24 protein-coding genes and 1 pseudogene are annotated in these 26,748 nt (G+C 74.4%); 14 read left to right on the forward strand and 11 right to left on the reverse strand.

Features of this window, described 5'->3' with window-relative positions; translation table 11 throughout:
- From CHF15_RS32175 to CHF15_RS32190, 4 genes are all read right to left on the reverse strand, one after another.
- On the reverse strand, positions 1 to 637 hold a 637-nt coding region (locus CHF15_RS32175; RefSeq protein ID WP_107418592.1), incomplete at its 3' end, for an ABC transporter ATP-binding protein.
- 13 nt (positions 638 to 650) lie between these two features.
- Positions 651 to 1,094, reverse strand: coding sequence for a GntR family transcriptional regulator (locus CHF15_RS32180; RefSeq protein ID WP_179280066.1), 444 nt, complete (start codon positions 1,092 to 1,094; stop codon positions 651 to 653).
- A 197-nt stretch (positions 1,095 to 1,291) separates the two neighbouring features.
- Positions 1,292 to 2,185 (reverse strand): DUF4232 domain-containing protein, encoded by an 894-nt coding sequence (locus CHF15_RS32185; RefSeq protein WP_089227443.1) that lies wholly within the window; start codon positions 2,183 to 2,185, stop codon positions 1,292 to 1,294.
- 96 nt (positions 2,186 to 2,281) lie between these two features.
- Positions 2,282 to 2,506 carry a hypothetical protein gene (locus tag CHF15_RS32190; RefSeq protein ID WP_089227444.1) on the reverse strand — a complete coding sequence of 75 codons (225 nt, stop codon included), beginning with the start codon at positions 2,504 to 2,506 and terminating at the stop codon, positions 2,282 to 2,284.
- Between the two features lie 228 nt (positions 2,507 to 2,734).
- Between CHF15_RS32190 and CHF15_RS32195 the strand changes: the two genes are divergently transcribed.
- Entirely contained in the window at positions 2,735 to 3,787 is a 1,053-nt protein-coding gene (locus CHF15_RS32195; protein WP_089227445.1) for an alpha/beta fold hydrolase, read from the forward strand.
- A gap of 67 nt (positions 3,788 to 3,854) precedes the next feature.
- On the opposite strand, the gene CHF15_RS32200 is transcribed toward CHF15_RS32195, so the two are convergent.
- Positions 3,855 to 4,505, reverse strand: a complete 651-nt coding sequence (locus CHF15_RS32200; RefSeq protein ID WP_089227446.1) for a PepSY domain-containing protein — start codon at positions 4,503 to 4,505, stop codon at positions 3,855 to 3,857.
- Positions 4,506 to 4,638: 133 nt separating this feature from the next.
- Between CHF15_RS32200 and CHF15_RS32205 the strand changes: the two genes are divergently transcribed.
- On the forward strand, positions 4,639 to 5,301 hold the full coding sequence (locus CHF15_RS32205) for a response regulator transcription factor (RefSeq protein WP_089227447.1): 663 nt from the start codon (positions 4,639 to 4,641) through the stop codon (positions 5,299 to 5,301).
- On the forward strand, positions 5,298 to 6,923 hold the full coding sequence (locus CHF15_RS32210; protein WP_089227448.1) for a sensor histidine kinase: 1,626 nt from the start codon (positions 5,298 to 5,300) through the stop codon (positions 6,921 to 6,923). Before CHF15_RS32205 ends, CHF15_RS32210 begins: the two co-directional genes overlap by 4 nt.
- Here the strand turns inward: CHF15_RS32210 and CHF15_RS32215 are convergent.
- A complete protein-coding gene (locus tag CHF15_RS32215) occupies positions 6,913 to 7,323 on the reverse strand; it encodes an ester cyclase (protein WP_089227449.1) in 411 nt (136 codons plus the stop codon). The genes CHF15_RS32210 and CHF15_RS32215 overlap by 11 nt on opposite strands.
- Positions 7,324 to 7,417: 94 nt before the next feature.
- Entirely contained in the window at positions 7,418 to 9,094 is a 1,677-nt protein-coding gene (locus CHF15_RS32220; RefSeq protein WP_089227450.1) for an LCP family protein, read from the reverse strand.
- Positions 9,095 to 9,387: 293 nt separating this feature from the next.
- Here CHF15_RS32220 and CHF15_RS32225 point away from each other — a divergent pair, with 293 nt between their 5' ends.
- Positions 9,388 to 11,145, forward strand: coding sequence for an alkaline phosphatase family protein (locus CHF15_RS32225; protein WP_245939148.1), 1,758 nt, complete (start codon positions 9,388 to 9,390; stop codon positions 11,143 to 11,145).
- 73 nt (positions 11,146 to 11,218) lie between these two features.
- Here CHF15_RS32225 and CHF15_RS32230 read toward each other — a convergent pair whose 3' ends face one another.
- On the reverse strand, positions 11,219 to 12,079 hold the full coding sequence (locus CHF15_RS32230; protein ID WP_089227451.1) for an alpha/beta fold hydrolase: 861 nt from the start codon (positions 12,077 to 12,079) through the stop codon (positions 11,219 to 11,221).
- Positions 12,080 to 12,193: 114 nt separating this feature from the next.
- On the opposite strand from CHF15_RS32230, the gene CHF15_RS32235 reads away from it, so the two are divergent.
- Positions 12,194 to 13,159: a DUF1152 domain-containing protein gene (locus tag CHF15_RS32235; RefSeq protein ID WP_089227452.1), complete on the forward strand. Its 966-nt coding sequence runs from the start codon at positions 12,194 to 12,196 to the stop codon at positions 13,157 to 13,159.
- Positions 13,160 to 13,184: 25 nt separating this feature from the next.
- Here CHF15_RS32235 and CHF15_RS32240 read toward each other — a convergent pair whose 3' ends face one another.
- The 3 genes and pseudogenes from CHF15_RS32240 to CHF15_RS32250 all read right to left on the reverse strand — a co-directional run bounded on the left by CHF15_RS32240 (position 13,185) and on the right by CHF15_RS32250 (position 15,737).
- Positions 13,185 to 14,117, reverse strand: a complete 933-nt coding sequence (locus CHF15_RS32240) for an SDR family NAD(P)-dependent oxidoreductase (RefSeq protein ID WP_089227453.1) — start codon at positions 14,115 to 14,117, stop codon at positions 13,185 to 13,187.
- An 86-nt stretch (positions 14,118 to 14,203) separates the two neighbouring features.
- Positions 14,204 to 14,476: pseudogene (locus tag CHF15_RS32245) on the reverse strand (hypothetical protein); the annotation flags it as partial.
- A gap of 49 nt (positions 14,477 to 14,525) precedes the next feature.
- Entirely contained in the window at positions 14,526 to 15,737 is a 1,212-nt protein-coding gene (locus tag CHF15_RS32250; RefSeq protein ID WP_245939149.1) for a L,D-transpeptidase, read from the reverse strand.
- Positions 15,738 to 15,952: 215 nt separating this feature from the next.
- Here CHF15_RS32250 and CHF15_RS32255 point away from each other — a divergent pair, with 215 nt between their 5' ends.
- The 9 genes from CHF15_RS32255 to CHF15_RS32295 all read left to right on the forward strand — a co-directional run bounded on the left by CHF15_RS32255 (position 15,953) and on the right by CHF15_RS32295 (position 26,744).
- Complete coding sequence (locus CHF15_RS32255) at positions 15,953 to 17,149, forward strand: lipid II:glycine glycyltransferase FemX (RefSeq protein ID WP_089227455.1); 1,197 nt, start codon at positions 15,953 to 15,955, stop codon at positions 17,147 to 17,149.
- Positions 17,146 to 18,825 carry a murein biosynthesis integral membrane protein MurJ gene (gene murJ / locus CHF15_RS32260; RefSeq protein WP_089227456.1) on the forward strand — a complete coding sequence of 560 codons (1,680 nt, stop codon included), beginning with the start codon at positions 17,146 to 17,148 and terminating at the stop codon, positions 18,823 to 18,825. The genes CHF15_RS32255 and murJ overlap by 4 nt, the downstream gene beginning before the upstream one ends.
- 17 nt (positions 18,826 to 18,842) lie before the next feature.
- Positions 18,843 to 19,523 carry a response regulator transcription factor gene (locus CHF15_RS32265; protein WP_089227457.1) on the forward strand — a complete coding sequence of 227 codons (681 nt, stop codon included), beginning with the start codon at positions 18,843 to 18,845 and terminating at the stop codon, positions 19,521 to 19,523.
- A complete protein-coding gene (locus CHF15_RS32270; RefSeq protein ID WP_089227458.1) occupies positions 19,520 to 20,989 on the forward strand; it encodes a sensor histidine kinase in 1,470 nt (489 codons plus the stop codon). Before CHF15_RS32265 ends, CHF15_RS32270 begins: the two co-directional genes overlap by 4 nt.
- Positions 20,986 to 21,540 (forward strand): GerMN domain-containing protein, encoded by a 555-nt coding sequence (locus tag CHF15_RS32275; protein WP_089227459.1) that lies wholly within the window; start codon positions 20,986 to 20,988, stop codon positions 21,538 to 21,540. Before CHF15_RS32270 ends, CHF15_RS32275 begins: the two co-directional genes overlap by 4 nt.
- A gap of 111 nt (positions 21,541 to 21,651) precedes the next feature.
- Positions 21,652 to 24,078 (forward strand): SpoIIE family protein phosphatase, encoded by a 2,427-nt coding sequence (locus tag CHF15_RS32280; protein ID WP_089227564.1) that lies wholly within the window; start codon positions 21,652 to 21,654, stop codon positions 24,076 to 24,078.
- A gap of 47 nt (positions 24,079 to 24,125) precedes the next feature.
- On the forward strand, positions 24,126 to 24,974 hold the full coding sequence (locus CHF15_RS32285) for a class II glutamine amidotransferase (RefSeq protein WP_089227565.1): 849 nt from the start codon (positions 24,126 to 24,128) through the stop codon (positions 24,972 to 24,974).
- A 46-nt stretch (positions 24,975 to 25,020) separates the two neighbouring features.
- Positions 25,021 to 25,650 (forward strand): RNA polymerase sigma factor, encoded by a 630-nt coding sequence (locus CHF15_RS32290; protein ID WP_089227460.1) that lies wholly within the window; start codon positions 25,021 to 25,023, stop codon positions 25,648 to 25,650.
- On the forward strand, positions 25,647 to 26,744 hold the full coding sequence (locus CHF15_RS32295; protein ID WP_089227461.1) for a CU044_5270 family protein: 1,098 nt from the start codon (positions 25,647 to 25,649) through the stop codon (positions 26,742 to 26,744). Before CHF15_RS32290 ends, CHF15_RS32295 begins: the two co-directional genes overlap by 4 nt.
- Positions 26,745 to 26,748 lie beyond the last annotated feature (4 nt).

The raw sequence follows: 26,748 nt of genomic DNA on the forward strand, positions 1-26,748 counted from the left end.
CGCCGGTGGAGATGACCAGCAGGAAGTCGCAGACGCTCTCCAGCTCGCTGAGCATGTGCGAGGACATCAGCACCGTGGTGCCGTGCTCGGCGGCCTCGGCCATCAGGGTGCTCATCATCTCGTGGCGCACCAGCGGGTCCAGGTCGGACATCGGCTCGTCGAGCAGCAGCAGGTCCGGTCGCTTGCCGAAGGCCAGGGCGAAGGCGACCCGGGTGCGCTGGCCGCCGGACAGGGTGCCGACCCTCGCGTGCAGGGGCACGTTGCCCGCGCGGACGATCTGCTCGGCGGCCCGCTGGTCCCAGCCCGGGTTCAGCTCCCGGCCAAGACGCAGCGTCTCGGCCACCGTGAAACGCCTGAACAGCGGCTTCTCCTGGGCGAGGAACGCCGTGCGACGCCCCGCCTCCGCCGACTGCGGCACCGCACCGAACACCGTCAAGGTGCCCTCCGTCGGCTCCAGCAGATTCGCCGCGATCGACATCAGCGTCGTCTTGCCCGCACCGTTGGGGCCCACCAGCCCGCAGATCCGCCCCGCAGGCAACCGGAACGAACAGTCCCGCAGCGCCCAGCCCCGACGGTACTTCCGCCCGACCCCATGAGCCTCGATCGCCGACTCCTCCAAGGGGCCACCCAAGTCCATGGCATCCGTGGTCTCACGCACTGGTCATCCTCTTTTCCCGACCTTCCGGTGTTCCGCCGGCCGCCGGGATGCCGGCGTACCGCTCCTCCAGGACCGCCGCGACCAGCGCCGCCACGTCCTCCCGTTCCAGGCCCGCCTCCTGGGCCCGGGTCATCCACGCCTCCAGCTCCACCCGCAGCGGGGAGTCGGCGCCCGCCTGGGGGCGGGCCAGTGAGCGGCGGATGAAGGTGCCGAGACCGGGCCTCGGCTCGACCAGCCCCTCGCGTTCCAGTTCGCGGTACGCCTTGAGCGTGGTGTTCGGATTGACGGCGCTGCTCTCGGCGACCTCCTTGGCGGTGGGCAGCCGGTCCCCCGGCATCAGGACGCCCAGCCGGAGGGCCTGCTTGGTCTGCTGCACGATCTGCTGGTACGCCGCGATCCCGCTGCGCCTGTCGATGCGAAACTCCACGAGGTTCAACACCCTTTAGCTACTCGATTAGTGGAATGATGATGAGAGGGCGATGCGAGCCGTGTCAAACACAGCGGCCGCCCCGGCGCCCCTCGGGACACAACCGTGACATTCGTGATGCGGGGGAAGCGCCTGGTCCCGGGCAGCACGAAGGCCCCGGGCGGGCGGGCCCGGGGCCTTCGTGGGGACGGGGGGAGGTCAGCGGTTCACGGGGCCGGCGCGGCCTTCCAGGCGCTGACGCCGAGCTTCCCCGTGGTGCCGAGGTCGAACTCCGGGGTCAGCGTCACCGGAGGCGAGCCGGGTGTCGCCCGCACCCTCGCGTAGGGCGCGTTGACGGGTGTGCCGTCGGTGACGGTGTTGCGCCACATCAGGCCGGCGGTCGCGCTCTCGCCCGGCGCCAGGGTGACCGGGCGGGGCGGGTCGTCGAAGCCGGTCACGAGGGCGACGCCGCCGCTGCCGCGGAAGACCTCGACGTCCGTGACGGGCTTCCGCTCCTCGTCGAGGAGCCGGACCAGCGGATGGCCCTCGACGCGCCGCACACCGGACGAGCAGTTCTCCAGGCGGAGTCCCACCACGCGCAGCCCCATGGCGGCGTCGCCTTCGTCGGCGGTGAGGCGCAGACCGGAGGAGGGGCAGGCGCCTCCCGGGGCCGGCGCCTCGTCCGCCGGGACGCTCCTGACCTTGACGACACGCACCCGTTCGCCGCCGGACCGCGGCGCGAGCGGTGCGCCGAGGTCGGCCTCGCCCCGCACGGTCCGGCCGGGCGGGACCGCGGGCACGGTGTGCGGCACGTTGGCCAGCGCCTCTCCGGCGCCGGTCGTCAGCCCGAAGGTGACGGTGTACGTGAGGGGTTCGCCGGAGTGATTGGTGACACGGAACGCGACGTGGAACGGGGCGGGGCCGGTGCAGTGGGCGGGCGGGACGCCCACCGCGGTGATCTCGACGTCGCCGGTCCCCTCGGCGCCCGCCGACGCCGAGGGGACCGGGACGGCCGAGGAGGCGCACGAGGGGCGGCCGTCCCCGTGCGGTACGACGCAGGCCGTCGCCAGGAGCAGGGGACCGGCGAGCACGGCCGGGAGGAGGAGGGCGGGGGAGCGCATCCGGCGACCCCATCAGGGCCCTCCCGTTCCCGGCCGTGGCGGAGGCCACAATTCCCGTCACACGACCGTCACAAAGCGCGGCGCACGGGGCGGCGGTCAGCGGGAGGCGGCGCTGTCGATCCACGCGACGACGGCGCCGACCGTGGCGTCGTCGAGCTGCCGGGCGATGGTGTGCACGGCGTCGCTGTCCCCCGGGAGCGGGGGCACCCCGGCCGCGATGAGCGCGGCGTGGAGTTCGATCCAGCGCGCGTCGACGGCGTCCAGATGGGCCCCCAGCGGGACACCACCCGGTGACTGCTGCGGAGTATCGAGAAGGTTCATGGTGTTTCCTCTCGGATCTCGGACGGTGTCGACCGGACTCGCCGTGCAGGACTGCCGCGCCGTGCCCGCCGGTTGCGCCGCGCCCCGGACTTCACCCGTCCGGCCCTCACCGTGCCCGCCGGGGCCTGTGCCATGGGGATGACATTCGCCGGTCCGGCGACGCGGGCGGCGCCGCACGGGGCATGGCCTACCTCAGTGCCCGCGCCCGCATCCCACGGAAGGCCTCGGATGATCGACAGGCGGACCTTCGGCACGATCGTCGGCACGGGAGCGGTCGCGGCTACGATGGCCGGACTCGCGACGGGGTGCGCGACGACCGGACCGGACGAGAACAAGCCGGCGCCGCCCATGGCCCCCGGCAAGGAACGGCCCGGCGACGCCGCGGCGTTCGGCCCCCTGAAGCAGGTGGAGGCCGGGGTCCTGGACGTCGGCTACGCGGAGGCCGGACCGGCCGACGGCCCCGCGGTGATCCTGCTCCACGGCTGGCCGTACGACATCCACAGTTATGTCGCCGTCGCACCGCTGCTGGCGGCGAAGGGCTACCGGGTGGTCGTCCCCTACCTGCGGGGCCACGGGACGACGCGCTTCCTGTCCCGCGCGACCCCGCGCGACCCCCAGCAGGCGGCGTTCGCCCTGGACATCGTCGCGCTCATGGACGCCCTGGGGATCAAGAAGGCGGTCCTCGCCGGCTTCGACTGGGGGTCGCGGACCGCGGACATCATCGCGGCGCTGTGGCCGGAGCGGGTCAAGGGGCTGGTCTCGGTGACCGGCTACCTGATCACCAACCGCGAGGCGAACAAGCAGCCGCTGCCGCCGAAGACGGAATGGGCCTGGTGGTACCAGTACTACTTCGCCACGGAGCGGGGCCGTAAGGGGCTGGAGCGCTACCGGGACGATCTGGCCCGGCTCGTGTGGAAGTTCAACTCCCCGACCTGGGGCTTCGACGACGCCACGTTCGAGCGGACCGCGACCGCCTTCGACAACCCGGACTACGTCCCCATCGTCATCGGCAACTACCGCTGGCGGCTGGGCCTGACGGAGGGCGACCCGCGCCACGCCGACATCGAGGCGCGGCTCGCCCGCGGTCCCGTCATCACCGTGCCCACGATCACCCTCGACGGGGCGGTCGATCCGTTCACCCCGCCGGGCGACGGCTCGGCCTACCGGGCCAAGTTCACCGGGAAGTACGCGCACCGCACGCTGCAGGGCATCGGGCACAACGTGCCGCAGGAGGCCCCGGCGGCGTTCGCGCAGGCCGTGATGGACGTCGGGCGGCTCTGACCGTTCGCCGACGGTCCGGGGCGGCGCCGGTGGCCGGGCGCGGGGGGCCCGGCCACACGGGGGGATGTCAGTGGTCGTCGCCACCGCGGCCGCGGCCCCGGCCGTGACCGCCGTGGTCGTCCCCTGAGCGGTCGTCGCCCCGGACGCGGTCGCCGCCGTGGTCGTCACCCGGGGGGTCGTCGCTGCCGGCGCGGTCGCCGCCGTGGTCGTCCCCGGAACGGTCGTCCCCGCGCACGCGGTCGCCGCCGTGGTCGTCGTACCCGTGGTCGTCGTACCCGCGCCGCGTGGCCGAGGGCGCGGGCGAGGCGGTGGGGGAGGACGTGGGGGACGCCGTGGGGGAGGCGTCCCCGGTGCGTGTGCGGCCGCGGGGGCGGTCGTCCTCCGTGACCCGGCCCGTCACGGCGTCCACGTGCAGTTCGTGCACGACCCCGTCCGCACCGGTGACGTACACCTCCCAGTAGCCGCGGTGCCGGTCGTCCGGCTCGATCTTCGTGACGGTGCCCGGCGTGTGGGCGACCGCGGCGGCGGCCGCCCGGCTCGCCGTGATCCCCCGGGAGCCGGCGTCGTGCCCCGGGGTCGCACCGGGTCCGGCGGTCGAGGAGACCGCGCCGCGCGCGTCGTCGCGGCCGCCGTCGTGGCCGCCCGTGGCGAACGCCGTGTAACCCCCGGCGACGAGGACCGCGGCCGCGATGGCCGCGACGGTGGTGTTGCGCTTCATGAGGAGCCCTTCCGACCGGGGCGTGCCCGGTCTGTGTCAGGTCTGTTCCGGGACCTCAATGTCGGCGGTACAGGCTGAAGGCAACCTGAAACCGGCTGAAGATCTCTTCAGGTTGATTTGGGAGGCTGGGCCCATGCGGGTGCTCATAGTGGAGGACGAGAGACGGCTCGCGGTCTCGCTGGCCAGAGGGCTGACGGCCGAGGGCTTCGCCGTGGACGTCGTCCACGACGGGCTCGAGGGGCTGCACCGGGCGGGGGAGGGCGTCCACGACCTCGTCGTGCTGGACATCATGCTGCCCGGCATGAACGGCTACCGCGTCTGCGCCGCACTGCGCGAGGCGGGCAACGAGGTCCCCATCCTGATGCTCACGGCCAAGGACGGCGAGTACGACGAGGCGGAGGGGCTCGACACCGGCGCCGACGACTACCTGACCAAGCCGTTCTCGTACGTCGTGCTCGTCGCCCGCGTCAAGGCGCTGCTGCGGCGCCGCGGTTCGGCGGGGGCGTCGCCCGTGCTGCGGCTGGGCTCCCTCGTGCTGGACACCGCCGCCCGCAGGGTCTTCCGCAACGACACCGAAGTGACTCTGACCGCGAAGGAGTTCGCCGTGCTGGAGCAACTGGCGGTGCGGGCCGGGCAGGTGGTCGGCAAGTCCCGCATCCTGGAGCACGTCTGGGACTTCGCGTACGACGGCGACCCCAACATCGTCGAGGTCTACATCAGCACGCTGCGCCGCAAGCTCGGCGCGGACCTCATCCAGACGGTGCGCGGCGCCGGGTACCGGCTGGCCTCCTCATGAGACGCCCCCGCCCCCTCGGCACCGTCCGGGCCAAGATGTCGCTGGGCGCCACGGTCGTGGTCGCGGTCGCGCTGGTGGCCGCCGGGGTGGCCGTCCTGCTGTCGCTGCGCGCCAACCTCACGGGCCAGGCGCAGAGCCAGGCCGACGACACGGCCCGCAGGATCGCCCTCGACGTCGCCAGCCGCGGGGCGGACCCGAACCGTTACGCGCGGCTCGAACTGCCCGAGGACGCACCGGTGCAGGTGACCACCGAGGACGGGCGGCTGCTCGCGGTGAGCCGGGGCCTGGAGCGGATCAGCGGCACCGGGGTCGCCGCCGTCAGGGCCGTCCGCGTGCCCGTCGCCACGCCCACTCCCACGCCCACTCCCACGCCCACCCCCACCCCCACCCCGTCCGCCGTGCCGGGCGACGACCACGGCGGCGGGGACGACGGCGGCCACGGGCGCGGCCGGGGCCGGGGCGGCCGCGACGACGAGTCGCGCGGCGGCGAGGACGACGACCGGCACGGCGGCAGCGGCACGGCCTCCCCCGCAGCCGGGGACGACCCGGTCGTCGGCGCCATCGGCAGGACGGTCGCGCACGGCACGGGGCGGGCCACGCTGGACGGCCGGACCGCCGACTACCGCTTCGCGACGGTCAAGGCCACCGACCTCGCCGGGCAGACCGTCCTCATCCACGCGGGCGCCTCGCTGACGGCCCGCGAGAGCGCGGTGAACACCACGGCGGCGGCCATGCTCGCGGGACTGCCCGTACTGCTGCTGGTGGTCGGCGGCGCGACCTGGCGGGTCACCCGGCGCGCGCTGGCCCCGGTGGAGGGCATCCGGCGCGAGATGGCCGCCATCACGGCCTCCGAGGACCTCTCCCGGCGCGTGCCCGAGCCGGCCGCCCGCGACGAGGTCGCCCTGCTGGCGCGCACCACCAACGAGACCCTGACCGCCCTGGAGGCCGCGGTCGAGCGGCAGCGCCGCTTCGTCGCCGACGCCTCGCACGAACTGCGCAGCCCGATCGCCTCGTTGCGCACGCAGCTGGAGGTCGGCTCGGCCCATCCGCACCTGCTCGACGTCCCCGGCGCCGTCAAGGACACCGAGCGGCTGCAGCACCTCGCGGGCGACCTGCTGCTGCTCGCCCGGCTCGACGCGGGGGAACGGCCCGCGCGGCGAAGGGTGGACCTGGGCGAACTGGTCCGCGAGGAGGTCCGCAGACGGCCCGCCGACCGGGTCCCGGTGACCGTCGACGTCGAGCCGCTACGGGAAGTGGCGGGTTCACGCGGCCAGTTGGCCCGGGTGGTCGGCAACCTGGTCGACAACGCCCAGCGTCACGCGCGGGCCGCGGTGACCGTGACCGTGGGCCTGCGGGACGGCCTGGTCGTCCTCGCGGTCGGCGACGACGGCGCCGGCGTGCCGGCCGCCGAACGCGCGCGGATCTTCGAGCGCTTCGTCCGCCTCGACGACGCCCGCAGCCGCGACGAAGGCGGCGCCGGGCTCGGCCTGGCCATCGCCCGCGACGTCGCGCACCGCCACGACGGCACGCTCACCGTCGGCGCGGCCCCGGCGGGCGGGGCGCTGTTCGAACTGCGCCTGCCGCCGGCGGCGGGGGACCCGGCCGCGTCCGTCAGGGGGTGAGGCCGAGCTGGCGCAGCATGCCGAGCTGGTCGCTGCTCCCCCAGCGCTCGACCATCTTCCCGTCCGCGAACCGGCTGATCTGCATACCCCGGTAGCTGACGGTGCGCCCCGTCGGGGCGTGGCCCATCAGTTCGCCGAGGTGCGTGCCGGTGATGGTGTACGCGAAGGCGATCTCGTCGTCGGTGGCCATGACGTGCTCGACCTCGACGTGCAGATCGGGGAAGGCCCGCCGCATCTCGCCGAACATCTCCTCGTAGCCCTCCGGCCCGGGCCCCTGGCCCGGGGCGGGGTCGTGGTCCACCGATCCGGCCGCGACGAATGTGCCGAGTTCGTCGAGATGGCCGCTGTTCACCGCTGTTCCGAAGCCCTCGAGGACGGAGATGTTGTCGCTGCGGGACATGCCGCGCTCCCTTGCGGTCGCGATCCCGGGCGCGCGGGGCGCCCCTTCCTCCCTTCCACCGTAGGCGCGGCGCGGCGAAGCGGCCTGCCGGGGCTCAGCCGACGCATTCCTCCTTGTCGGCGCGCGACTGCGGGATGTCGTCCGGGAGCCGGTCCGGGTCGGCGAGCGGGGTCCCCGGGCCCTGGTAGTCGCCGCCGAGGGTGAGGGTCATGTTCGCGCCGGCTTCGGCGTCCGCCGTGCCGGGGCGGAGGGCGGCGGCGGGGAGTCCCATCATCGCGGCCAGGGCCCGGGCCTGGTCGGCCTGGTCGGGCGCGTACTCCAGGGTCGTGCGGTCCTGCTTCCCGCCGGGGGCGTTGCCGCCGTTGGTGGAGTGGGTGACGCCCTTGGTGTTCTGCAGCCACTCCAGGGTGTCCTGCGCCGCGCCTTGGGGGCCGCCGCCGTTGTGGATGAGGACCCGGACCTGCGACGGATCCGCCTTGGCACCGCGGAGCTTGGAGTCGGCGGTCGCCGGCTTCTTCTTCTTCGCCTTGGTCAGCGAGACGTCGCTCTTGATCGCCTTGAAGAGCGCGGGCGCCTTCGTCTCGTCGACGACGACCGTCGCGTGCTTCGTCCCCTCGGCCGGGTTGTCCTTGACCGGGAGCGTCGTGAAGGTGATGTGCTCGGGGTCGACCCGGCTCAGGTCCTTGGCGAGGTCGGTGAGCTTGGCGACGCCGCCTATGCCGGTGTCCACGGTGAGCGACTTGGTGGCCGCGTTCGCCAGCTTGAAGAGCTTGGTGGGGTCGGTGAGGGTGTCACCGGACTTCATCTGGCGGATCATCGAGCCGAGGAACTGCTTCTGCAGGTCGATCCGGTCCAGGTCACTGCCGTTCTTCAGCGAGTGGCGGGTCCGGACGAAGGCCAGGGCCTGCTCGCCCTGGACCTTGCTCGGTCCGGCGGGGAGGTCCAGATGGGAGCCCTCGCCCTCGGGGGTCGTGTCCTTGATGGGGTGGGTGAGGCAGATCGGCACCCCGCCGACCGCCGTGGACAGGGTCTTCACGGCCTCGAAGTTGACCAGGACGAAGTGGTCGACGGGGATGCCCGTGATCTTCGTGACGGTCCGCATGGTGCAGCCCGGGTCGCGGCCCTCCTGGCCGAGGCTCTCGTTGAAGCGCGGGCCGAACGACCCCTGCGGCGTCGCGGGGATCGTCTTGGTGGAGCCGTCCTTCTGCTTGGTCGGGCAGTCCGGGATGCCGGTGACCATGTCGCGCGGGATGCTCATCGCGGTCGCGTTCGACCGGTCCTTCGCCACGTGGAAGAGGATCGTGGTGTCGGCGTGGCCGACGCTGCCGGCGTCCCCGTACTTGCCGCCGAGGCCCTGGCGGCTGTCGGTGCCGATGACCAGGATGTTCACCGCGTCCTTGCTGGTCGCCTGCTTGCTGCCCGCCGTGCCGACGTCGACGGTGGCGATGTTGCCGTCGAGATGCCGGTAGAGGAAGTAGGCGCCGGTGCTGCCCGCGAGCAGCACGAACCCGAGCGTGCCCGCGGTCCACATCAGGACCTTCCGCTTCGTGGACCGCTTCGCCTTGCGGGACGCGGGGGCCCCGGCGCGGCGGCGGCCGCCCGGCTCCGGGACGGGCCGCTGCTCCTCGCGGCGCGCACGCCGCCCGCCCTGGCGGGGCACCGTCGGGGCCGGAGGGGTGTCGGTGTCCAGCCGCAGCCGGTAGGAACCGGTCTCCGGGTCGAGGACCCACTGGTCCGCGGGGTCGATGTCGCTGCCGTCGTGCCTGTCCACGGTCGTACGGGTCCTCCGTCCACGCCCGGGGCGCCGCCCCCGCGGTGCGCCCGGTCGTCGCCTGTGTGGTCCTGGGTCCGCCCCGCGGCCGGCCCGGGGCAACCGTTCAGACATCCGAATACGGCACATGGTTGTCCTGGCGCGGTCAACTCCTGTGCGAAAGCCGGGATGCACCCGGGATTTCCGTGGCGGCTGAACCGGTTCCGCCGCCGGGCCGTACTAGGGACGGCGGTCCCGACACCCGCGCCTGGCCCGCCGTGCCGTCACGCATTCCACAGGGAAGGACCTCCGGGGTGTCGCTCTTCATACGCTCTGACCGGCCGGGCACGACGGACGACGGACCGCCGGCGGACGGGTCCTCCGCGGACGGGGGCGGCGCCCCCGGCGACGGCGCTGCCGCGCACACCGGATGGCGGGACCGGCGTCCCGCGGCCGCCCGGGCACTGCGCCGGGTGACGACGGCACTGGCCGCGGTGGTCGTCCTGGCCGCGCTCGTCGTGCCGGACCGGCTCTCCGCCATGGGGCCGGACCACTTCGTCCGGCTGCCCGTGGAGGGGCTGCTCGGGACCGCGCTGCTGATCGCCCTGCCGCGGCGGGCCCGGCGGCCGGCGGCCGTGCTCATCGGCCTGGGCCTGGGCGTGCTGGTCCTGCTGAAGTGCCTCGACATGGGCTTCTACGAGGTGTTCGCCCGGCGCTTCGACCCGGTCTTCGACTGGAGCCTGCTCGCCGACGGGGAGGGGTACCTCACCGCCACCTCCGGCCGGGCGTACGCCGTCGCCGCGACGACCGGGGTGGTGCTTCTCGTCCTTCTCGTACCGGCCCTGACGGTGCTGTCCACGGTCCGGCTGAGCCGGCTGGTGGACCGGCACGGCCGGGGGGCGACCCGGGCCACGCTCGCGCTCGGCACGGTGTGGGTGCTCTGCGCGGCGCTGGGGCTGGAGACGGCCGATGCGCCGGTCGCGTCCCGGGAGTCGTCGGCCTTCGTCCAAGAGCGCGCGGGCGACGTCCGGGCCTCGCTGCGGGACCGCGAGCACTTCGCCGAGGCGGCGGCGCACGACGCCTTCGCCGGCACCCCCGGCGACCGGATGCTGACCGCGCTGCGCGGCAAGGACGTGATCTTCGCCTTCGTCGAGAGCTACGGCCGCAGCGCCGTCGAGGACCCCAGGATCGCGCCCGGCGTCGACGCGGCCCTGGCGGACGGCACCCGCACGCTGCGTGCCGCCGGATTCTCCTCCCGGAGCGGCTGGCTCACCTCACCCACGTACGGCGGCGGGAGCTGGCTCGCGCACTCCACCTTCCTGTCCGGACTGTGGGTGCCCAACCAGCAGCGCTACCGCTCGGTCGTCACCAGCGACCGGCTGACGCTGACGGACGCGTTCCGACGCACCGGCGCCTGGCGCACGGTGGGCATCATGCCCGGGGTCACCGCCTCGTGGCCGGAGGGCGAGTTCTACGGCCTGGACCACGTCTACGACTCCCGCGACCTCGGCTACCGGGGGCCGAAGTTCAGCTGGGCACCCGTGCCCGACCAGTACAGCCTCTCGGCCTTCCAGCGGCTGGAGCACGGCAGGCCGCACGACAAGCCGCTGATGACGGAGATCATCCTGGTGTCGAGCCACCGCCCCTGGGCTCCCGTCCCCGAGATGATCGACTGGGACCGGGTCGGCGACGGCTCGGTCTACGACGGGATCAGCAAGCGGGGCAAGAACCCGGACGAGGTGTGGAAGGACCGTTCGAGCATCCGCACCGAGTACGGCAACTCCATCCGGTACTCGGTGAACAGCCTCGTCCAGTACGTGGCGAAGTACGGCACCAAGGACACCGTGCTCGTCTTCCTCGGCGACCACCAGCCCTCCCCCGTCGTCACCGGCAGCGACGCGACGAGCGACGTGCCGGTCGCGATCGTCGCCCACGACCAGGCCGTACTGGACCGGACGGACGGCTGGGGCTGGTCCGACGGGCTGCAGCCCGCCCACGACGCCCCGGTCTGGCGGATGGACACCTTCCGCGACCGCTTCCTGACCGCGTACGGGTCCCGGCCGGCCCCCTGACCGCCCCGCCCGAACCACCCCGCCCGTATCTCCCCGGCGTCGTCCACAGCCTGTGGACGACGCCGGGGCGCGCTCAGCCCCGCCGGGCGGCCCGTGCGGCGAGCCAGTCCAGCGCGTCCGTCGCGGAGCCGAGAACCGAGATGTGCCCCTCGCCGGGCCGCAGCCACAGCTCCGCGTCCGGGCACCGCCGGGACAGCCACACGCCGTGCGCGGCGGGCACGATGCGGTCCGCCCCGCCGTGCAGGACCAGGACGGGCGCGGCGACGCCGGCCGGGTCGAAGCCCCACGGCGCCACATAGGCGAGGTCGTCGTCGACCATGCCGCCCGGCCCGCCCTCGAGTCCCTTGCCAGCGACGTCGCCCAGCCACCCCCACGTTCCGGCCAGCGCGGCATGGTCCCCGGGCGTGAACAGCTCGGGGTCGAAGTCGCCGGAGGCCAGTGCCTCTTCGAGCGCCGCGCGCCCCCGGACCGCCGCACCGAGCTCCGCCGCGCCGGAGGGCCCCATCCCGGCGAACCAGTCGAGCCCCTCCGCGCCGAACGGCGCCAGGCCGGCCCCGCTGACCACCGCCAGGACCCGGTCCGGCAGCAGGGCGGCGCAGGCCAGCGCGTGCGGGCCGCCGCCGGAGTGGCCCATGACCGCGAAGCGGCCGATGCCCAGCGCGTCGGCCACGGCCGCCGCGTCACCGGCCGCCGAGGCGACGTCCCGGCCCGGACGGGGCGCCGAACCGCCGTACCCGGGGCGGTCGTAGCCCACCCAGCGGATGCCGCGCTCGGCGGCGGCCGCGAACAGCGGCTCCGGGGGCGTGCCGATGTTGGGCGTGCCGTGGTGCCACAGGACGGCCAGTTCGGCGCCGTCCTCCCGGCCGCCCGGCCCGGTGTCGTACACGTGCAGCGTCCGCCCGTCGGCGAGTGCGATATCCGTCTCCGTCACCATCCGGCCGAGTCTAGGCGCGGGCACCGACACCCCACCGGGACCGGGCGGACGGGCACCGGCCGCGGGCGCGGAAATCCGCTGCCCCGGCGCACCGCGCACTGTTACCGTCCCCCGGTGTTCTCCCTCCTCGAACCCGCCCTGTTCACCCGGCTGCGCGACGCGCGGCGGATCCTCGTCGCCGGGGCCGGCGGCGGCTTCGACGTCTACGCCGGGCTGCCGATCGCGCTGGCGCTGCGCGAGGCGGGCAAGGAGGTCCACCTCGCCAACCTCTCCTTCGCCGACCTCTACGGCCTGGACCTCGACGTGTGGGTGGACCACGACGTCGCCGCCGTGCGCCCCGCGACGGCCGCCCGCGGCGACTACTTCCCCGAGCGGACCCTCGCCCGCTGGCTGGAGTCGCAGGGCCTGCCCTCGACCGTGTACGCGCTGTGCCGTACGGGCGTCGCACCCCTGCGGGCCGCGTACCGGGCGCTGATCGGCCACTTGGGCGGGGTCGACGCGATCGTGCTGGTGGACGGCGGCACCGACATCCTCATGCGCGGCGACGAGAGCGGACTCGGCACGCCCGAGGAGGACATGGCGAGCCTCGCCGCGGTCGGCGGGCTCACCGGCGTCCCGCAGCGGCTGGTGGCCTGCCTCGGTTTCGGCGTGGACGCGTACCACGGGGTGAACCACTCCCTGGTGCTGGAGAACCTGGCCGCCCTGGAGCGCGACGGGGCGTACCTCGGGGCGTTCTCGCTGCCGCGCGACAGCCGCGAGGGCCGGCTCTACCTCGACGCGGTCGCGCACGCCCAGGAGGCGACCCCGGAGCACCCGAGCATCGTCCACGGCTCCGTCGCGGCCGCGGTGCGCGGCGACTTCGGCGACGTGCGGTTCACGGAGCGCACCAGGAACAGCGAACTGTTCGTCAACCCGCTTATGGCGATGTACTTCTGCGTGGACGCGGTGGGCCTGGCCGCCCGCAACCTCTACCTCGACCGGCTGGAACGGACGCAGCTCACCCGGCAGATCAGCTCGATCGTCGAGGAGTTCCGCGACGAACTGCCGCGCCAGCGACCGCCGCGGACCTTCCCGCACTGACCGTCCCCGCACCGCCGGCGGGCGGTCAGCCGCGCACGTCCGCCGCGAGGGCGTCCAGCGACAGCCGCCACAGCAGCGCGGCCGCGTCCGGGTCCAGCGCGTGGTCGGCCACGCCGCCGGAGGTCCCGGGGATGTGGCGGTGGGCCTCGGCGCAGTCCTCGAAGTAGCGCCCCGCCACGCGCTCCAGCCCGGGCGCGGTGGCGACGTACACGACCGTGGCGGCCCCCTGCTGCGGGGTCTTGAAGGTGTGGCCGCCGGACGCGGCGGCGGCGTCCAGGGCCTCGCGGGTGAGGTGACGGGACAGGTTGGTGCCCAGCACCGCCCCGGGGTGCACCGCGTTGACGGTCACGCCGTCGGCGGCCCAGCGCCGGCCGGCCTCCACCGCGAAGAGGACGTTGGCGGTCTTGGACTGGGCGTACGCGAGGCCGGCGTCGTAGGGGCGGTCGCGGAAGTGGACGTCGTCGAAGTGCACCGGGCTGCGCAGGTGGGCGACCGAGCTGAGGGAGACCACGCGGGCGCGGCCCGCGGCGGCGAGCGCCGGGTGCAGGCGGGTGGCGAGCGCGAAGTGCCCGAGGTGGTTGGTCGCGAACTGCAGCTCCCAGCCCTCGGGCGTGCGCGTCTCGGGGGTCATCATGACCCCGGCGTTGTTGACGAGGACGTGCAGGGGGCCGTGCCAGGCGGCGGCGAAAGCCGCCACGGAGCGCTGGTCCGCGAGGTCGAGCGGGGCGACCAGCACCCGCCCGGCGCCGCCGGCCGCGATGCCCGCGGCCGCGCGCTCGCCGGCGGCGGTGTCCCGTACCGCGAGGGTGACCTCGGCGCCGGCGCCGGCCAGGGCGCGGGCGGTCTCCAGGCCGATGCCGGAGGCCGCACCGGTGACGACGGCGCGGCCTCCGGTGAGGTCGATGCCGCCGACGACCTCGGCGGCGGTGGACTGTGCGGTGAAGCCGGAGCCGGTCATGGCGCTGCCTTCCTCTCGGCGCGGCGGTGGTGCCGCCCCCTTCCAGGCAACCACCGCCGGCCGTCCGCGGCGCCCCCGGGCGGGGGTCAGCGCAGCGCGCTCTTCTGCCGCCACTGGTCCCAGCCCACGTTCCAGTCGCCGAAGCCGTCGTTCGGCGCGACGGTGCCGAAGAACGCGGCGTTCCAGGGGGCGGCGTGCGCGTACATCCCGGACCAGGTGAGCCGGATCGAGTCGTGGACCGTCTCGTCGTAGGCGTCGCCGAGGCCGACGGTCTCGGAGTTCATCCGGACCGTGCCCTCCTTGGCCAGCACCACCGCCGTGCCGCGCCACGAACCGGTGTCCGGTCCGGGGGTGCCGCCCCCTTCCAGGCAACCACCGCCGGCCGTCCGCGGCGCCCCCGGGCGGGGGTCAGCGCAGCGCGCTCTTCTGCCGCCACTGGTCCCAGCCCACGTTCCAGTCGCCGAAGCCGTTGTTCGGCGCGACCGTTCCCTTGGCCTCGGACCCCTTGATCTCGAAGGGATCGCCGACCCGGACCTGGGAGTACAGCCAGCCCGCGTCGGCGTCGCTCATCCCGACGCAGCCGTGGCTGCGGTTGGCCCGGCCGAAGAACGCGGCGTTCCAGGGGGCGGCGTGCGCGTACATCCCGGACCAGGTGAGCCGGATCGAGTCGTGGACCGTCTCGTCGTAGGCGTCGCCGAGGCCGACGGTCTCGGAGTTCATCCGGACCGTGCCCTCCTTGGCCAGCACCACCGCCGTGCCGCGCCACGAACCGGTGTCCGGTCCGGGGGTGCCGCCCGAGACGGGGACCGTGCGCACCGTCCGGCCGTCGCGCTGCAGGGTGAGCTGCTTGCGGTCGAGGTCGACCTTGACCACCTGCCGGGCGCCGACGGTGAAGGAGGCCTGGTAGTCGCGGACGAACCAGCCGCCCCGCCCGGAGTCGGTGCCGTCCAGGCGGGCGTCCAGGGTGACCTCGGTGCCCGGCCGCCAGTACTCCCGGGGCCGCCAGTCGACCCGGTCCCGGCCCGAGTAGTCGGTCAGCCAGCCCCAGGAGCCCTCGGTGTCGTCGGAGGTCGTCACCTTCAGCTGCCGCTCCACGGCGGCCTTGTCGGTCACGGGGTTGTCGAAGACGAGGGATATCGGCTGGGCGACGCCGACCGTGGTGCCGTCGCCGGGCCGCCAGTCCACCTTGTTGACCTTGCGCGCCGCGGCGGTGGTGAAGCTCGACTCGCTCCTGCCGGTCGTGCCGCCCGGGGTGCGGGTACCGGCCTCGACGGTGTACGAGGCGCCGGGCACGACGTTGCGGTCCGAGGTCCAGGTGCGGCGGTCCGCGGACAGGGTGCCGGTCAGTGCCTTGTCGTGCGGCCCGGCGACGGTGACCGCCGTGAGGGTGCCGCCCTTCGCGGTGACGCGGACGGGCTCGCCGGCCGTTACCCGCCCGCCGTGCGGGGTGACGGTGACGGTCGCCGCCCGCTCCTTGTGCTGCTCCGTGTCGCCGGCGGCGTGCGTCGCCGCCGGGGCGCTGCCCGAGCAGGCGGTGAGCACGGCGGACAGCAGGGCGGCCGCGACGGCGGCGGTGCGCAGGCGGGGCCGGCGTATCGGGCCCACACGTTTCCGGGACAACGGAGACCTCCGGGAGGGACGGGGAGAGCACGGCCGGGAAACGGCCGGACCCCGGGGACTCTAGGCCGCGAAAAGCCCTGGTGGAGCGCCTGGGAGCCGTATGACGGCAGCTGGTGGGAAACGGTCATGGTCCGGTCACATTCGCCGCTCGGGGCGGTCACGAAGGGCTGTGAGCCTTCCGATGTTCCCACCCGACCACACCTCAGGGAGGCGCAGTGTCGGCACTGCTCGTGACGGCGGGCTGCGGCCCCCGGCAGGCCTGGCTCGGACCGGTCAGCGCGGAGACGTACCGCTCGTTCCTGGCGTCCCGGACGGGTTCGGCGCTCGGCCCGAGCTTCCTCCAGTGCCCGTCGTGGGCGCTGGTGAAGCCGGGCTGGCGGCCCCGGTTGCTCGGCTGGGGCACCGGGGACGACTCCGGGCGCGGTGAGCTGCGCGGCGTCGCGCTGGTGCTGCTGCGGCAGTTCCCCGGGACGCGGAAGTCCTTCGCCTACCTGCCCGAGGGGCCGGTCGCCGACTGGTCGGACCCCGGCATCGACGCCTGGCTGACGCCGCTCCTGCGCCACCTGCGCGGACTCGGTGCCTTCGCCGTGCGCATCGGCCCCTCGCCCGCCCACCGCCGCTGGGACGCCGCCGCGCTGAAGTCCGCGACCGGTCTCGGCCGGCGCCTGTCCGACGTCCTGGCGTGCGAGGTCGACCCGCTCGGCACGGTCGTGGCCGAGCGGCTGCGGGCCCGCGGCTGGCGGCGCTGCGGCGGCGACGGGCCGGACGGCGGCGGGGACGCGGACGCCCAGCCCCGCCACGTCTTCCGGGTCCCGCTGGCCGGCCGCAGCGCCGAGGACCTGTGGTCGGGACTCAACCAGGAGTGGCGCCGCAACATACGGAAGGCCCGGAAGTCGGGCGTCGAGGTGACCGTGGGCGGCGCGGCCGACCTCCCCGAGTTCTTCCGTCTGCTGCGGATCACCGAGGAGCGCGACGGCTTCCGGCTGGGCCGCTCGCTGGAGTACTACCAGCGCCAGTACGCGGCCCTCAACGCCGAGCAGCCGGGCCGGATGAAGCTCTACCTCGCCCGCCACGAGGGCGAGGTGCTCGCCGCCCACACGATGATCACCGTGGGCCGGAGGGCCTGGTACCAGACCGGCGCCTCGGCGGACCACCGCCGCGAGGTCCGCCCCTCCAACGCCCTGCAGTGGCGGATGCTGCAGGACGCCCACCAACAGGGCGCACTGGAGTACGACATGCGCGGGGTACCCTCCACACTCGACCCGGAGGACCGGGCGTTCGGTCTCACGCGATGGAAGCTCGGAACCGGCGGGCAGGTCGTCGAGACCCTGGGGGAATGGGAGACGGCCTTGGACGGCACCGCCAACCACACGCTCTACCGGGCCTTCCAGGTCTACCTGGCACGCCGGTGAGCGCCCCCGCGGCGGCCCGGCCGGCCGACGGGAAGGCCGCCCCGGCCGGGGCGGCAGCCACCGGCTCGGTGCTGCGCAGCGGCGCCCTCATGGCGGCGGGTTCGGTGGTCTCCCGCGCGACCGGCTTCGTACGGTCCGCGACCGTCGCCGCGGCGCTCGGCGTCGGCCTGGCCGCCGACGGCTACTCGGTCGGCAACTCGGTGCCCACGATCGTCTACATGCTGCTGCTGGGCGGCGCGCTCAACGCGGTGTTCGTACCCGAACTGGTGCGGGCCGCCAAGGAGCACGAGGACGGCGGCGCCGCCTACACCGACCGGCTGCTGACCGTGTGCACCGTCGCGCTGCTGCTGATCACGACGGCGGCCGTGCTGGCCGCGCCCGCGATCGTGGCCGCGTACACCGGCTACACCGGGGCGCAGGCGGCGACGACGGTGGCCTTCGCGCGCTCCTGCCTGCCGCAGATCCTCTTCCTCGGCCTGTTCACGCTGCTCGGCCAAGTCCTGAACGCCCGCGGCCGGTTCGGCGCGATGATGTGGACGCCCGTCCTCAACAACCTGGTCGTCATCGCCGTCTTCGGCCTCTACCTGGCCACGGCCGGCACCGGCGGCGGGCTGACCTCCGGCGAGACCGCGCTGCTCGGCTGGGGCACCACGGCCGGCATCGCGGTGCAGGCGCTGGCGCTGGTGCCGTCACTGCGGGCGGCGCGCTTCCGCTGGCGGCCGCGGTTCGACTGGCGGGGCAGCGGGCTGTCCCGGCCGCTGCGCTCCGCCGGGTGGCTGGTGCTGCTGGTGCTCACCAACCAGGTCGCCTACTGGGTGGTGACCCGGCTCGCCACCTCCGCCGGACAGCGCGCCGCGGCCCTCGGCATCGACGGCGGCGCCGGCTTCACCGCGTACAACAACGCCTATCTGCTGTGGGCCGTACCGCACGGCATCGTGACGGTCTCGCTGGTCACCGCCCTGCTGCCGCGGATGAGCGCGGCGGCGGCCGACGGCGACCCCGCGCGGGTGCGCCGCGACGTCTCGTACGCGCTGCGCAGCAGCTCCGCGCTGGTGGTGCCCGCCGCGTGCGCGCTGCTGGCGCTCGCCGGGCCGGCGATGGCGCTGGTCTTCGAGCACGGCAGGACCGACGCCGCCGACGTCGCGGTCATGGCGAACGCGCTGGTGGCCTTCGCCCCCGGTCTCGTCGCCTTCTCCGGGCAGTACGTGCTGTCGCGCACCTTCTACGCGCTCGGCGACACCCGCACCCCGTTCCTGCTCAACCTGGTGATCTCCGGGCTCAACGCGGGCCTGTCCGTCACCGCCTACCTGCTGCTGCCCGCGCGCTGGGCGGTCACCGGCATGGCCGGGGCGTACTCGGTGGCGCTCTTCGCGGGTTGGGCGGTCACCGCGCACGTGCTGGGCCGCAGGCTGGCGGCGCCGGACGGCGGTCGCGGGCCGTGGCGCTCGCCGACCGCGGGCGCGCTGGCCCGGCTGCTGCTCACCGCGGTGCCCGCCGCGGCCCTGGGCCGGACGACGGCGGACCTCGCCGCGGACCTCGGACCGCTCGCCGCGGCGGTGGCCGGGGCGGCCGTCGTCGTACTGGTCTTCGCGGCCGCGGCCCGCCCGCTGCGGCTGACCGAGGTCGAGGCCGCCCAGCGGGCGCTGCTCGGCAAACTGCGGCGCGGTGCGCGATGACTTGCGATACTCCGCTCATGCCACGCGTCCTTCTGATCGAAGACGACCCTTCCGTGCGCGAGGGTGTCGAACTGGGCCTGCGCCGCCGCGGTCATGAGGTCCGGACGGCCGCGACCGGCGAGGCCGGGCTCACCGCCCTCGGCGAGTTCCAGCCCGATCTGCTGCTGCTGGACCTGATGCTGCCCGGCATGAACGGCGTCCAGGTCTGCCGCCAGGTGCGCGAGACGAGCCAGCTGCCGATCATCATGCTCACCGCCCGCGGCGACGACTTCGACGTCGTCGTCGGGCTGGAGGCGGGGGCCGACGACTACATCGTCAAACCCGCCCGCACCGAGGTGATCGAGGCCCGCATCCGGGCCGTGCTGCGGCGCATCGAGGAGCCCGGGGGCCGCCCGGCCGTCGAGTTCCACGGCGACCTGGCCGTCGACCGCGCGGGGCTCGGCGTCGCCAAGTCCGGGCAGCGGGTGGCACTCGCGCCCTCCGAGCTGAAACTGCTGCTCTTCCTCTCCGCCGCGCCCGAACAGGTCTTCAGCCGCCAGCAGTTGCTGGAGCACGTGTGGGAGCACAGCTACCACGCGGACGCCCGGCTGGTCGACGCCTGCGTCCGGCGGCTGCGCAACAAGATCGAGGACGTGCCCGGCAGTCCCCGCTACATACAGACGCTGCGCGGCTTCGGCTACCGCTTCGGGCCGCTGTGATCCGCTGGAGGGCCCGGATCGGGCTGCGCAGCCGGCTGGTGCTGGCGTTTCTGCTCGTCGCCGCGGTCAGCGCGGGCACTACCGCCGCCCTCACGTACCGCGAGGCGCGCAACGCCATCCTCGAACAGGTCCAGAACACCGCCGTCTCCTCCTTCCGCGAGCAGGCCGCCACCGTCGGCACCACGCTCCCGATGGACGGCGCGGCCCTCCAGGAGGTGCTGCGCGACATCGCCCGCAAGGGCAAGCCGCGCACCTGGGTGGTGTTCGCCGAGTACGGATCGATGCGGGTCTCCTCGGGCACCAGCCCCGTCTCCACCGTCATCACGCCCGAACTGCGCCGCGCCGCGCTGGCCAGTCCCCGGGGCGTCTTCCAGCGCGTCGACAAGGACGGCACCCCCTGGCTGACCATGGCCGTGCCGACCGTCTTCAAGACCGGGCTGTCCGCCCGCCCCACCGGGCTCGTGCTCTACGCCGTGATGCCGCTGGCCACGGAGGAGGACGACATCCGGGCGATGCTCACCGCCGCCCGCGACGGAGCCCTGCCCGCGCTGCTCGTCGCCCTCGTCCCCGCCCTGCTCGCCGCCCGCAGCGTGCTCCGCCCGGTCCGCGACCTGCGCACGGCGGCACAGCGCATCGGCCGCGGCGAGCTCGACACCCGCATCCCCGTCAAGGGCAGCGACGAACTCGCCGACCTGGCGTACACCTTCAACGACACCGCCCTGCAACTGGAGCGCTCCGTCACCGAACTGCGCCGCGCCGAGGTGCGGGCCCGCCGCTTCGCCTCCGACGTCTCGCACGAACTGCGCACCCCGCTGGCCGGGATGCTCGCCGTCACCGACGTGCTCGACGAGGACGCCGAGCGGCTCGCCCCGGACACCGCGGCCGCCGTCCGCCTCATCAGCGCCGAGACCGGCAAGCTCGCCGTCCTGGTCGAGGACCTGATCGAGATCTCCCGCTTCGACGCGAAGGCCGCCGAGCTCAACGCCGACGAGGTCGACGTCGCCGAGACCATCCGCAGGACCCTGGCGACCCGGCGCTGGACGGACCCCGCGCAGGTGGCCTGCGAACTGCCCCCGGGCATCCGGGCCCGGCTCGACCCGCGGCGCTTCGACGTCGTGGTGGCCAACCTCGTCGGGAACGCGCTGCGCCACGGCGGCGCCCCCGTCCGCATCCGGCTGCGCGACGAGCCGCCCGACGGCGGCCGCGCCCGGTTCGCCGTCGAGGTCGCCGACAGCGGCCCCGGCATCGCCCCGGACGTCCTGCCGCACATCTTCGACCGCTTCTACAAGGCCGACGCCGCCCGCACCCGCTCCGCGGGCAGCGGCCTGGGCCTGGCCATCGTCCGGGAGAACGTCCGTCTGCACGGCGGCACGGTCCGCGCCGCCAACGGCCCGCACGGCGGCGCCGTCCTCACCGTGCGGATGCCGCTGGCCACCCCCCGTCCGGACGGGGAGGCGGCGCCGTGAGACCGCGGTCCGCACCGGCCGCCGCCGGCCGCCGGTTCGTCCCGGCCCTGGTCTGCGCGGCCGCGGCCCTGCTGACCGGCTGCGGGGTCCCGGGCTCCGGGGTCGTCGAGGCGGGCGGCCCGGCCACCGTCGAGGCCTTCCCCGGGACACCGAACCGGCTGACGCTCTTCTTCCTCTCCCCCGAGGGCCGGCTCACCCCGGTCCTGCGCGCGACCCGGGACGACGCGCAGGCCCCGCCGGTGGCGACCGCGCAGGTCGTCACGGTGCTGCTGGACGGGCCCGAGCCCCAGGAGAGCAAGGCGGGACTCGGCACCGGGCTGCCCTCCTCCGCCGGGCCGGTGGACGTCGCGTCGTCCCGGGGCACGATACGGATCACGCTGCCGTTCCCCGTACGGCGCCTGAAGGACAACGCCGTACGCCAGATCGTCTGCACCGCCGCCTACGCCGAGGGCCGCGAGGACGCCGCCGCGATCGTCCTGGCCGGCGGCGACGGCACCCTCCCGCCCGCCCGCTGCGGCGGCGCCCTGCCCGGCACGGCCTCCTCGCGCTGACCGCGACCGGCGCCGAACTGCGGGCGCGCGCCATGAGCGGTAGAAGTGGAGGTGGGCCCGGACGGCCGCGTCCTGGCGGGGCCGGAAGAGGACGGGCGAGAACGGCGACGGATGGCGATGCGAGATTCCAGCCTCGACGACGACTTCGACGGCGGCCTCCCTCCCCGGCCCGATTCGAGCGTTCCGGCCACGGCCGTCATCGACGCCCACGGGGTCGTCACGGGCTGGAGCAGCGAGGCCGAGCGGCTGCTGGGGTACGGGCACGACGAGGTCGTGGGGCAGCCCGCCAGCCGGCTGCTCGGCTCGGACGCCGCCCGGTCCACCGAGTGGTTCCTCGCGATGCCCTTCGGCTGGGGCGGCAGATCGGTGCTGCGCCGCCGGGACGGGCGCCACCTGGACGTGTCCGTGCGGGTCTACCCGTCGCTGGACGGCCACGGCCGGCCGCAGCGGCTCATCGTGGTCTCCCCGATGGACCGGCGGCACTGGGGGGCGGTGGACAGCGTGGTCGAGGAGGCCTTCGACCAGGCCATCCTGCCCATGGCGATCTTCGACAACGAGCTGCGGACCCTGCGCACCAGCAGGGGCATGCAGCGCGAGGCCGGACGCACCGAGGAGCAGATGCGGGGCAGACGCCCCTCGGAGTTCCTGGCGGGCAGCGCGGGGGAGGCCGTCGAGGAGGGCGTCCGGCACGTCCTGGCCAGCGGTGAGTCCCACGACCTGCACCTGCGCATCCGCTCCCGGGTGGCACCGGCGCCGCGCACCTGGACGATCACGCTCTCCCCGCTCGCCGATCCCCTGCGGCGCAGCGCGCGCGTCCAGCTCACCGCGGTCGACACCACCGAGCAGCACGTGGCACGGGAGCGGCTGGCCCTGCTCAACGAGGTCAGCACCCGGGTCGGCAGCACCCTGGACGTGAGCCGCACCGCCCAGGAGATGGCCGACGTGGTGGTGGGCAACCTCGCCGACTTCGCCACCGTCGACCTGCTCGACCCGCTGTTCCGCGGGGTGGAACCGCAGCCCGGGGACCCCGGGGTCGCCCTGCGCCGCGCCGCGCAGCAGTCCGTCCTCCCCGGCATGCCCGAGTCGGTGATCGCGACCGGGGAGCTGGACCACTACCCGCTGGACTCACCGCCCACCCGCTCCCTCGTCACCGGCCGCGCCTCGCTGCACGGCACCGTGGACCGCGCCATCGACGTCTGGGCCGCGGGCGACCCCGGACGGGCCGAGATGCTGCGCCGGCACGGCATCCACTCGGTGATGGTCATCCCGCTGCGGGCCCGCGGCATCACGCTCGGCGTCGCCGTGCTCGCCCGGCACCGCAGACCCGACCCCTTCGACGAGGACGATCTGCAGGTCGCCGAGGAGATCGGCGCCCGGGCCGCGGTCGCCGTCGACAACGCCCGCCGCTACACCCGCGAACGCGCCACCGCCCTGGCCCTCCAGCGCAGCCTGCTGCCCCAGCGGCTCGGCCGCCAGGAGGCGGTGGAGGTCGCCTCGCGCTACCTGCCCGCGGGCAGCGGCGCGGGCGTGGGCGGCGACTGGTTCGACGTGATCCCGCTGTCCGGGGCCCGGGTCGCGCTGGTCGCGGGCGACGTCGTCGGCCACGGACTGCGCGCCTCCGCCACCATGGGACGGCTGCGGACGGCCGTGCGCACCCTCGCCGACGTCGACCTGCCGCCCGACGAACTGCTCGTCCACCTCGACGACCTGGTCGTCCACCTCGCCGGGGAGGAGGTCGGCGAGGACGACTCCGAGAACGTCGTCACCGACCTCGTCGCCACCTGCCTGTACCTGGTCTACGACCCCGTCTCCCGGCTGTGCACCGCCGCCAGCGCGGGACACCCCCCGCCCGTGCTGACCACGCCGGACGGCACCGCGCAGTTCGTCGACCTGCCGCCCGGACCACCGCTCGGGCTGGGCGGACTGCCCTTCGAGACCGTCGAGTGCGCACTGGACCCGGACAGCCTCCTGGTGCTCTACACCAACGGCCTCATCGCCACCGAGGACCGGGACGTCGACACCGGCATGGCGGCGCTGCGCCGGGCGCTCACCCGGCCCGACCGCTCCCTGGAGTCCGTCTGCGAGAACCTGGTGGCCCTGGTCCCCGACCCCCCGGACGACGACGTCGCCCTGGTCGTCGCCCGCACCAAGGTGCTGGACGCGTCCCAGGTCGTCACCTGGGACGTGCCCGCCGAGCCCGCCGCGGTGGCCGGTATCCGCGCCGAGGTCACGCGCCGGCTGGCGGAATGGGGGATGGAGGACATCACCTACACCGTGGAGCTGGTCGTCAGCGAACTCGTCACCAACGCCGTCCGGTACGGAACCCCGCCCATCGGACTGCGCGTCATCCACAACTCCACCCTCATCGTCGAGGTCTCCGACGGCAGCGGCACCGCGCCCCACCTGCGCCGGGCCCGGGTCTTCGACGAGGGCGGCCGCGGACTGATGCTGGTGGCGCAGGTCACCGAACGCTGGGGGACGCGTCACACCCAGGAGGGCAAGACGATCTGGGCGGAGGTCGCCCTGGCCGATCCCTGAGAACGGACGCCACCCGAGGGCGCCGGACGAGGAAGGGAATGGTGCACATGTGCCGGTGGCTCGCCTACTCGGGCACACCCATGCTGCTCGACAACATCCTCTACAAACCGCGGCACTCCCTGATCGACCAGAGCCTGCACTCCCGCATGGGGGTCGAGACCACCAACGGGGACGGCTTCGGCATCGGCTGGTACGCCGCGGACCTGGACACCCCGGCGATCATCCGGGACATCGGGCCCGCCTGGAACAACCGCAACCTGCGGGAGATCTCGCGCCACGTCACCTCGCCGCTGTTCTTCGCCCACGTACGGGCGTCGACGGGCACCGCGATCCAGCAGACCAACTGCCATCCCTTCCGGCACGGCCGCTGGCTGTGGATGCACAACGGCGCGATCACCGACTTCCACCGGCTGCGCCGCGACCTCTCGCTCGCCGTCGACCCGGCGCTGTTCTCCTGCATCGAGGGCTCGACGGACTCCGAGGTGATGTTCTTCCTCGCGCTCACCTTCGGCCTGGACCAGGACGTGCCCGGGGCCGTGGCGCGGATGGCCGGGCTGGTGGAACGCACCGGCCACGAGCACGGGGTCGAGTTCCCGGTCCAGATGACCGTGGCGGTCACCGACGGGGAGAGCCTGTGGGCCTTCCGCTACTCCAGCGAGCACACCTCGCGGTCGCTCTTCTACAGCAGCAGGGTGGACTCGCTGCGCGAGCTCCACCCCGACCTGTGGTTCCTGCAGGGTGTGTCGGAGGAGACCCGGCTCGTGGTGTCCGAACCCCTGGGCGACCTGCCGGACGCCTGGCACGAGGTCCCCGAGAGCACCTTCGGGGTGGTGCGGCCCGGCCAGGACGAGCTGCTGCCGTTCGAGCCCGCGGCCCCCGACGGCATCGCGGCGTGACACGGGTCACGGGAACCCGCGGGGGACGGACGGACAGCAGACAGAAGTGACCACTGATGTACGAACCCGGGTACGGGACGGGGACCCCGCCGCCTTCGCGGAGCTGTTCGACGCGTACGCCCGCGCCGTCTACAACCACGCCTTCCGGCTGACCGCCGACTGGTCGGTCGCCGAGGACGTGATGTCGGCGACCTTCCTGGAGGCCTGGCGGCTGCGGGACCGCGTCGACCCCGAAGGGGGCTCGCTGCGGCCGTGGCTGCTGGGTATCGCCACCAACATCGCGCGCAACCACTGCCGCGGCAACCGCCGCTACCGGGCGGCGGTCGCCGCCGGCGCCCAGGCCGGGACCGCCGCGCTCGAAGTGCCGGACCACGCCGAGCTCGTGGCCGGCCGGGTCGACGACCGGCGCCGCCTCGCGGCCGTGCTCGCCGCCCTCGCCCGGCTGCGCCGCCCCGAACGCGAGGTGCTGACGCTGTGCCTGTGGGAGGGCCTGGAGTACACCGAGGCCGCCGAGGCCCTCGGCATCCCGGTCGGCACCGTGCGCTCCCGGCTGTCCCGGGCCCGTACGCGACTGCGCAAACTCGCCGACGCGGAGACGGAACCCGAAGGCCGCCGCCGACAGACAGAAGGGGACCGCACGAACGCGGTCCGGCCCGCACAGGAAGGAATCCGATGAACGCCCATCCCTCGGAATGGGAGGAGACCCCCCGTCTCCTGCCGCGCGTGGAGCGGGATCTGCCGGCGGACCGTCACCAGTTGCACAAGGAGCGTCTGATGACCCGGATCCACGAGGAGCTCGCCGCGAGCCCCGGCCCGCACGCCACCGCCGCCACCCGCCCGGCCGCGCGCCACAACCCCTTCCTGCGCCGCATGGTCCTCGTCCCGCTGACCGCGGGCGTGCTGGCCGGGGCCCTGGCGACGGGCCTGTTCGTGTTCGGCGGCACGGAGGACACCGGCACGGGCGGCGGCCCCGGCACCTCCGCCGCCGGCCCTGTCCTGACCACCCGCCTCGGCACCGCGGACCCCGAGGGCGCCGCCCGCCTGCTGGACACCGTCTCGCTGGCCGCCGCCGAGGCACCGGCCACGCCCGTTGGCGACGGCCAGTACGTCTACATCGAGTCGAAGACGTCCGCCATCAGCGTGCGGCACGTGCACGGCACGACCAGCCTGGCGAGCTCCCCGCTGCACCGGCGCCAGACCTGGCAGTCCCGCGACGGCAAGGACGGCTGGCTGATCGAGCCCGGCACCACCGGCCCGGAGGGCATGACCCTCGCGGGCACCGACGAGCACGGCGACGAGCCCGAGCCGACCCTGAACGCGCCGAGCTACGACTACCTCACCGCCCTGCCCACCGACCCCGACGTGCTCCTGGCCAAGATCTACGAGGAGACGAAGGGCACGGGCAACGGCCCCGACCAGGAGGCCTTCACCACCATCGGCGACCTGCTGATCGAGAGCTACCCGCCGGCCGAGCTGACCGCCGCCCTCTACAAGGCCGCCGCCAAGATCCCCGGGGTGGTCGCCGTGGACGACGCCGTGGACGCCGCCGGGCGGCACGGGGTGGCGGTGGCACGGCTGGAGGAGGCCACCGGAGAGCGCACCGAGTGGATCTTCGACCGGAAGACCCACGTCTTCCTCGGCGAGCGCACCGTCCAGGCCGCGCGGGACCCCCACGGAGTCGTGCCGCGCGGCACGGTCGTCTCGACCAGCGCGGTGCTGACCCGCTCGGTCGTCGACGGCGTCAAGCAGCTGCCCGGCGCGGCGGGCTGAGACC

It is taken from the genome of Actinacidiphila glaucinigra, assembly GCF_900188405.1.
In the GTDB taxonomy this organism is placed as follows: Bacteria; Actinomycetota; Actinomycetes; order Streptomycetales; family Streptomycetaceae; genus Actinacidiphila; species Actinacidiphila glaucinigra.

Coding starts and splice junctions, on each gene's coding strand:
- CHF15_RS32240 (WP_089227453.1), bottom strand. CDS start 14,117: ATGACCGGCTCCGGCTTCACCGCACAGTCCACCGCCGCCGAGGTCGTC.
- CHF15_RS32285 (WP_089227565.1), top strand. CDS start 24,126: ATGTGCCGGTGGCTCGCCTACTCGGGCACACCCATGCTGCTCGACAAC.
- CHF15_RS32265 (WP_089227457.1), top strand. CDS start 18,843: ATGCCACGCGTCCTTCTGATCGAAGACGACCCTTCCGTGCGCGAGGGT.
- CHF15_RS32185 (WP_089227443.1), bottom strand. CDS start 2,185: ATGCGCTCCCCCGCCCTCCTCCTCCCGGCCGTGCTCGCCGGTCCCCTG.
- CHF15_RS32230 (WP_089227451.1), bottom strand. CDS start 12,079: ATGGTGACGGAGACGGATATCGCACTCGCCGACGGGCGGACGCTGCAC.
- CHF15_RS32215 (WP_089227449.1), bottom strand. CDS start 7,323: ATGTCCCGCAGCGACAACATCTCCGTCCTCGAGGGCTTCGGAACAGCG.
- CHF15_RS32190 (WP_089227444.1), bottom strand. CDS start 2,506: ATGAACCTTCTCGATACTCCGCAGCAGTCACCGGGTGGTGTCCCGCTG.
- CHF15_RS32210 (WP_089227448.1), top strand. CDS start 5,298: ATGAGACGCCCCCGCCCCCTCGGCACCGTCCGGGCCAAGATGTCGCTG.
- CHF15_RS32205 (WP_089227447.1), top strand. CDS start 4,639: ATGCGGGTGCTCATAGTGGAGGACGAGAGACGGCTCGCGGTCTCGCTG.
- CHF15_RS32280 (WP_089227564.1), top strand. CDS start 21,652: ATGGCGATGCGAGATTCCAGCCTCGACGACGACTTCGACGGCGGCCTC.
- CHF15_RS32195 (WP_089227445.1), top strand. CDS start 2,735: ATGATCGACAGGCGGACCTTCGGCACGATCGTCGGCACGGGAGCGGTC.
- CHF15_RS32295 (WP_089227461.1), top strand. CDS start 25,647: ATGAACGCCCATCCCTCGGAATGGGAGGAGACCCCCCGTCTCCTGCCG.
- CHF15_RS32200 (WP_089227446.1), bottom strand. CDS start 4,505: ATGAAGCGCAACACCACCGTCGCGGCCATCGCGGCCGCGGTCCTCGTC.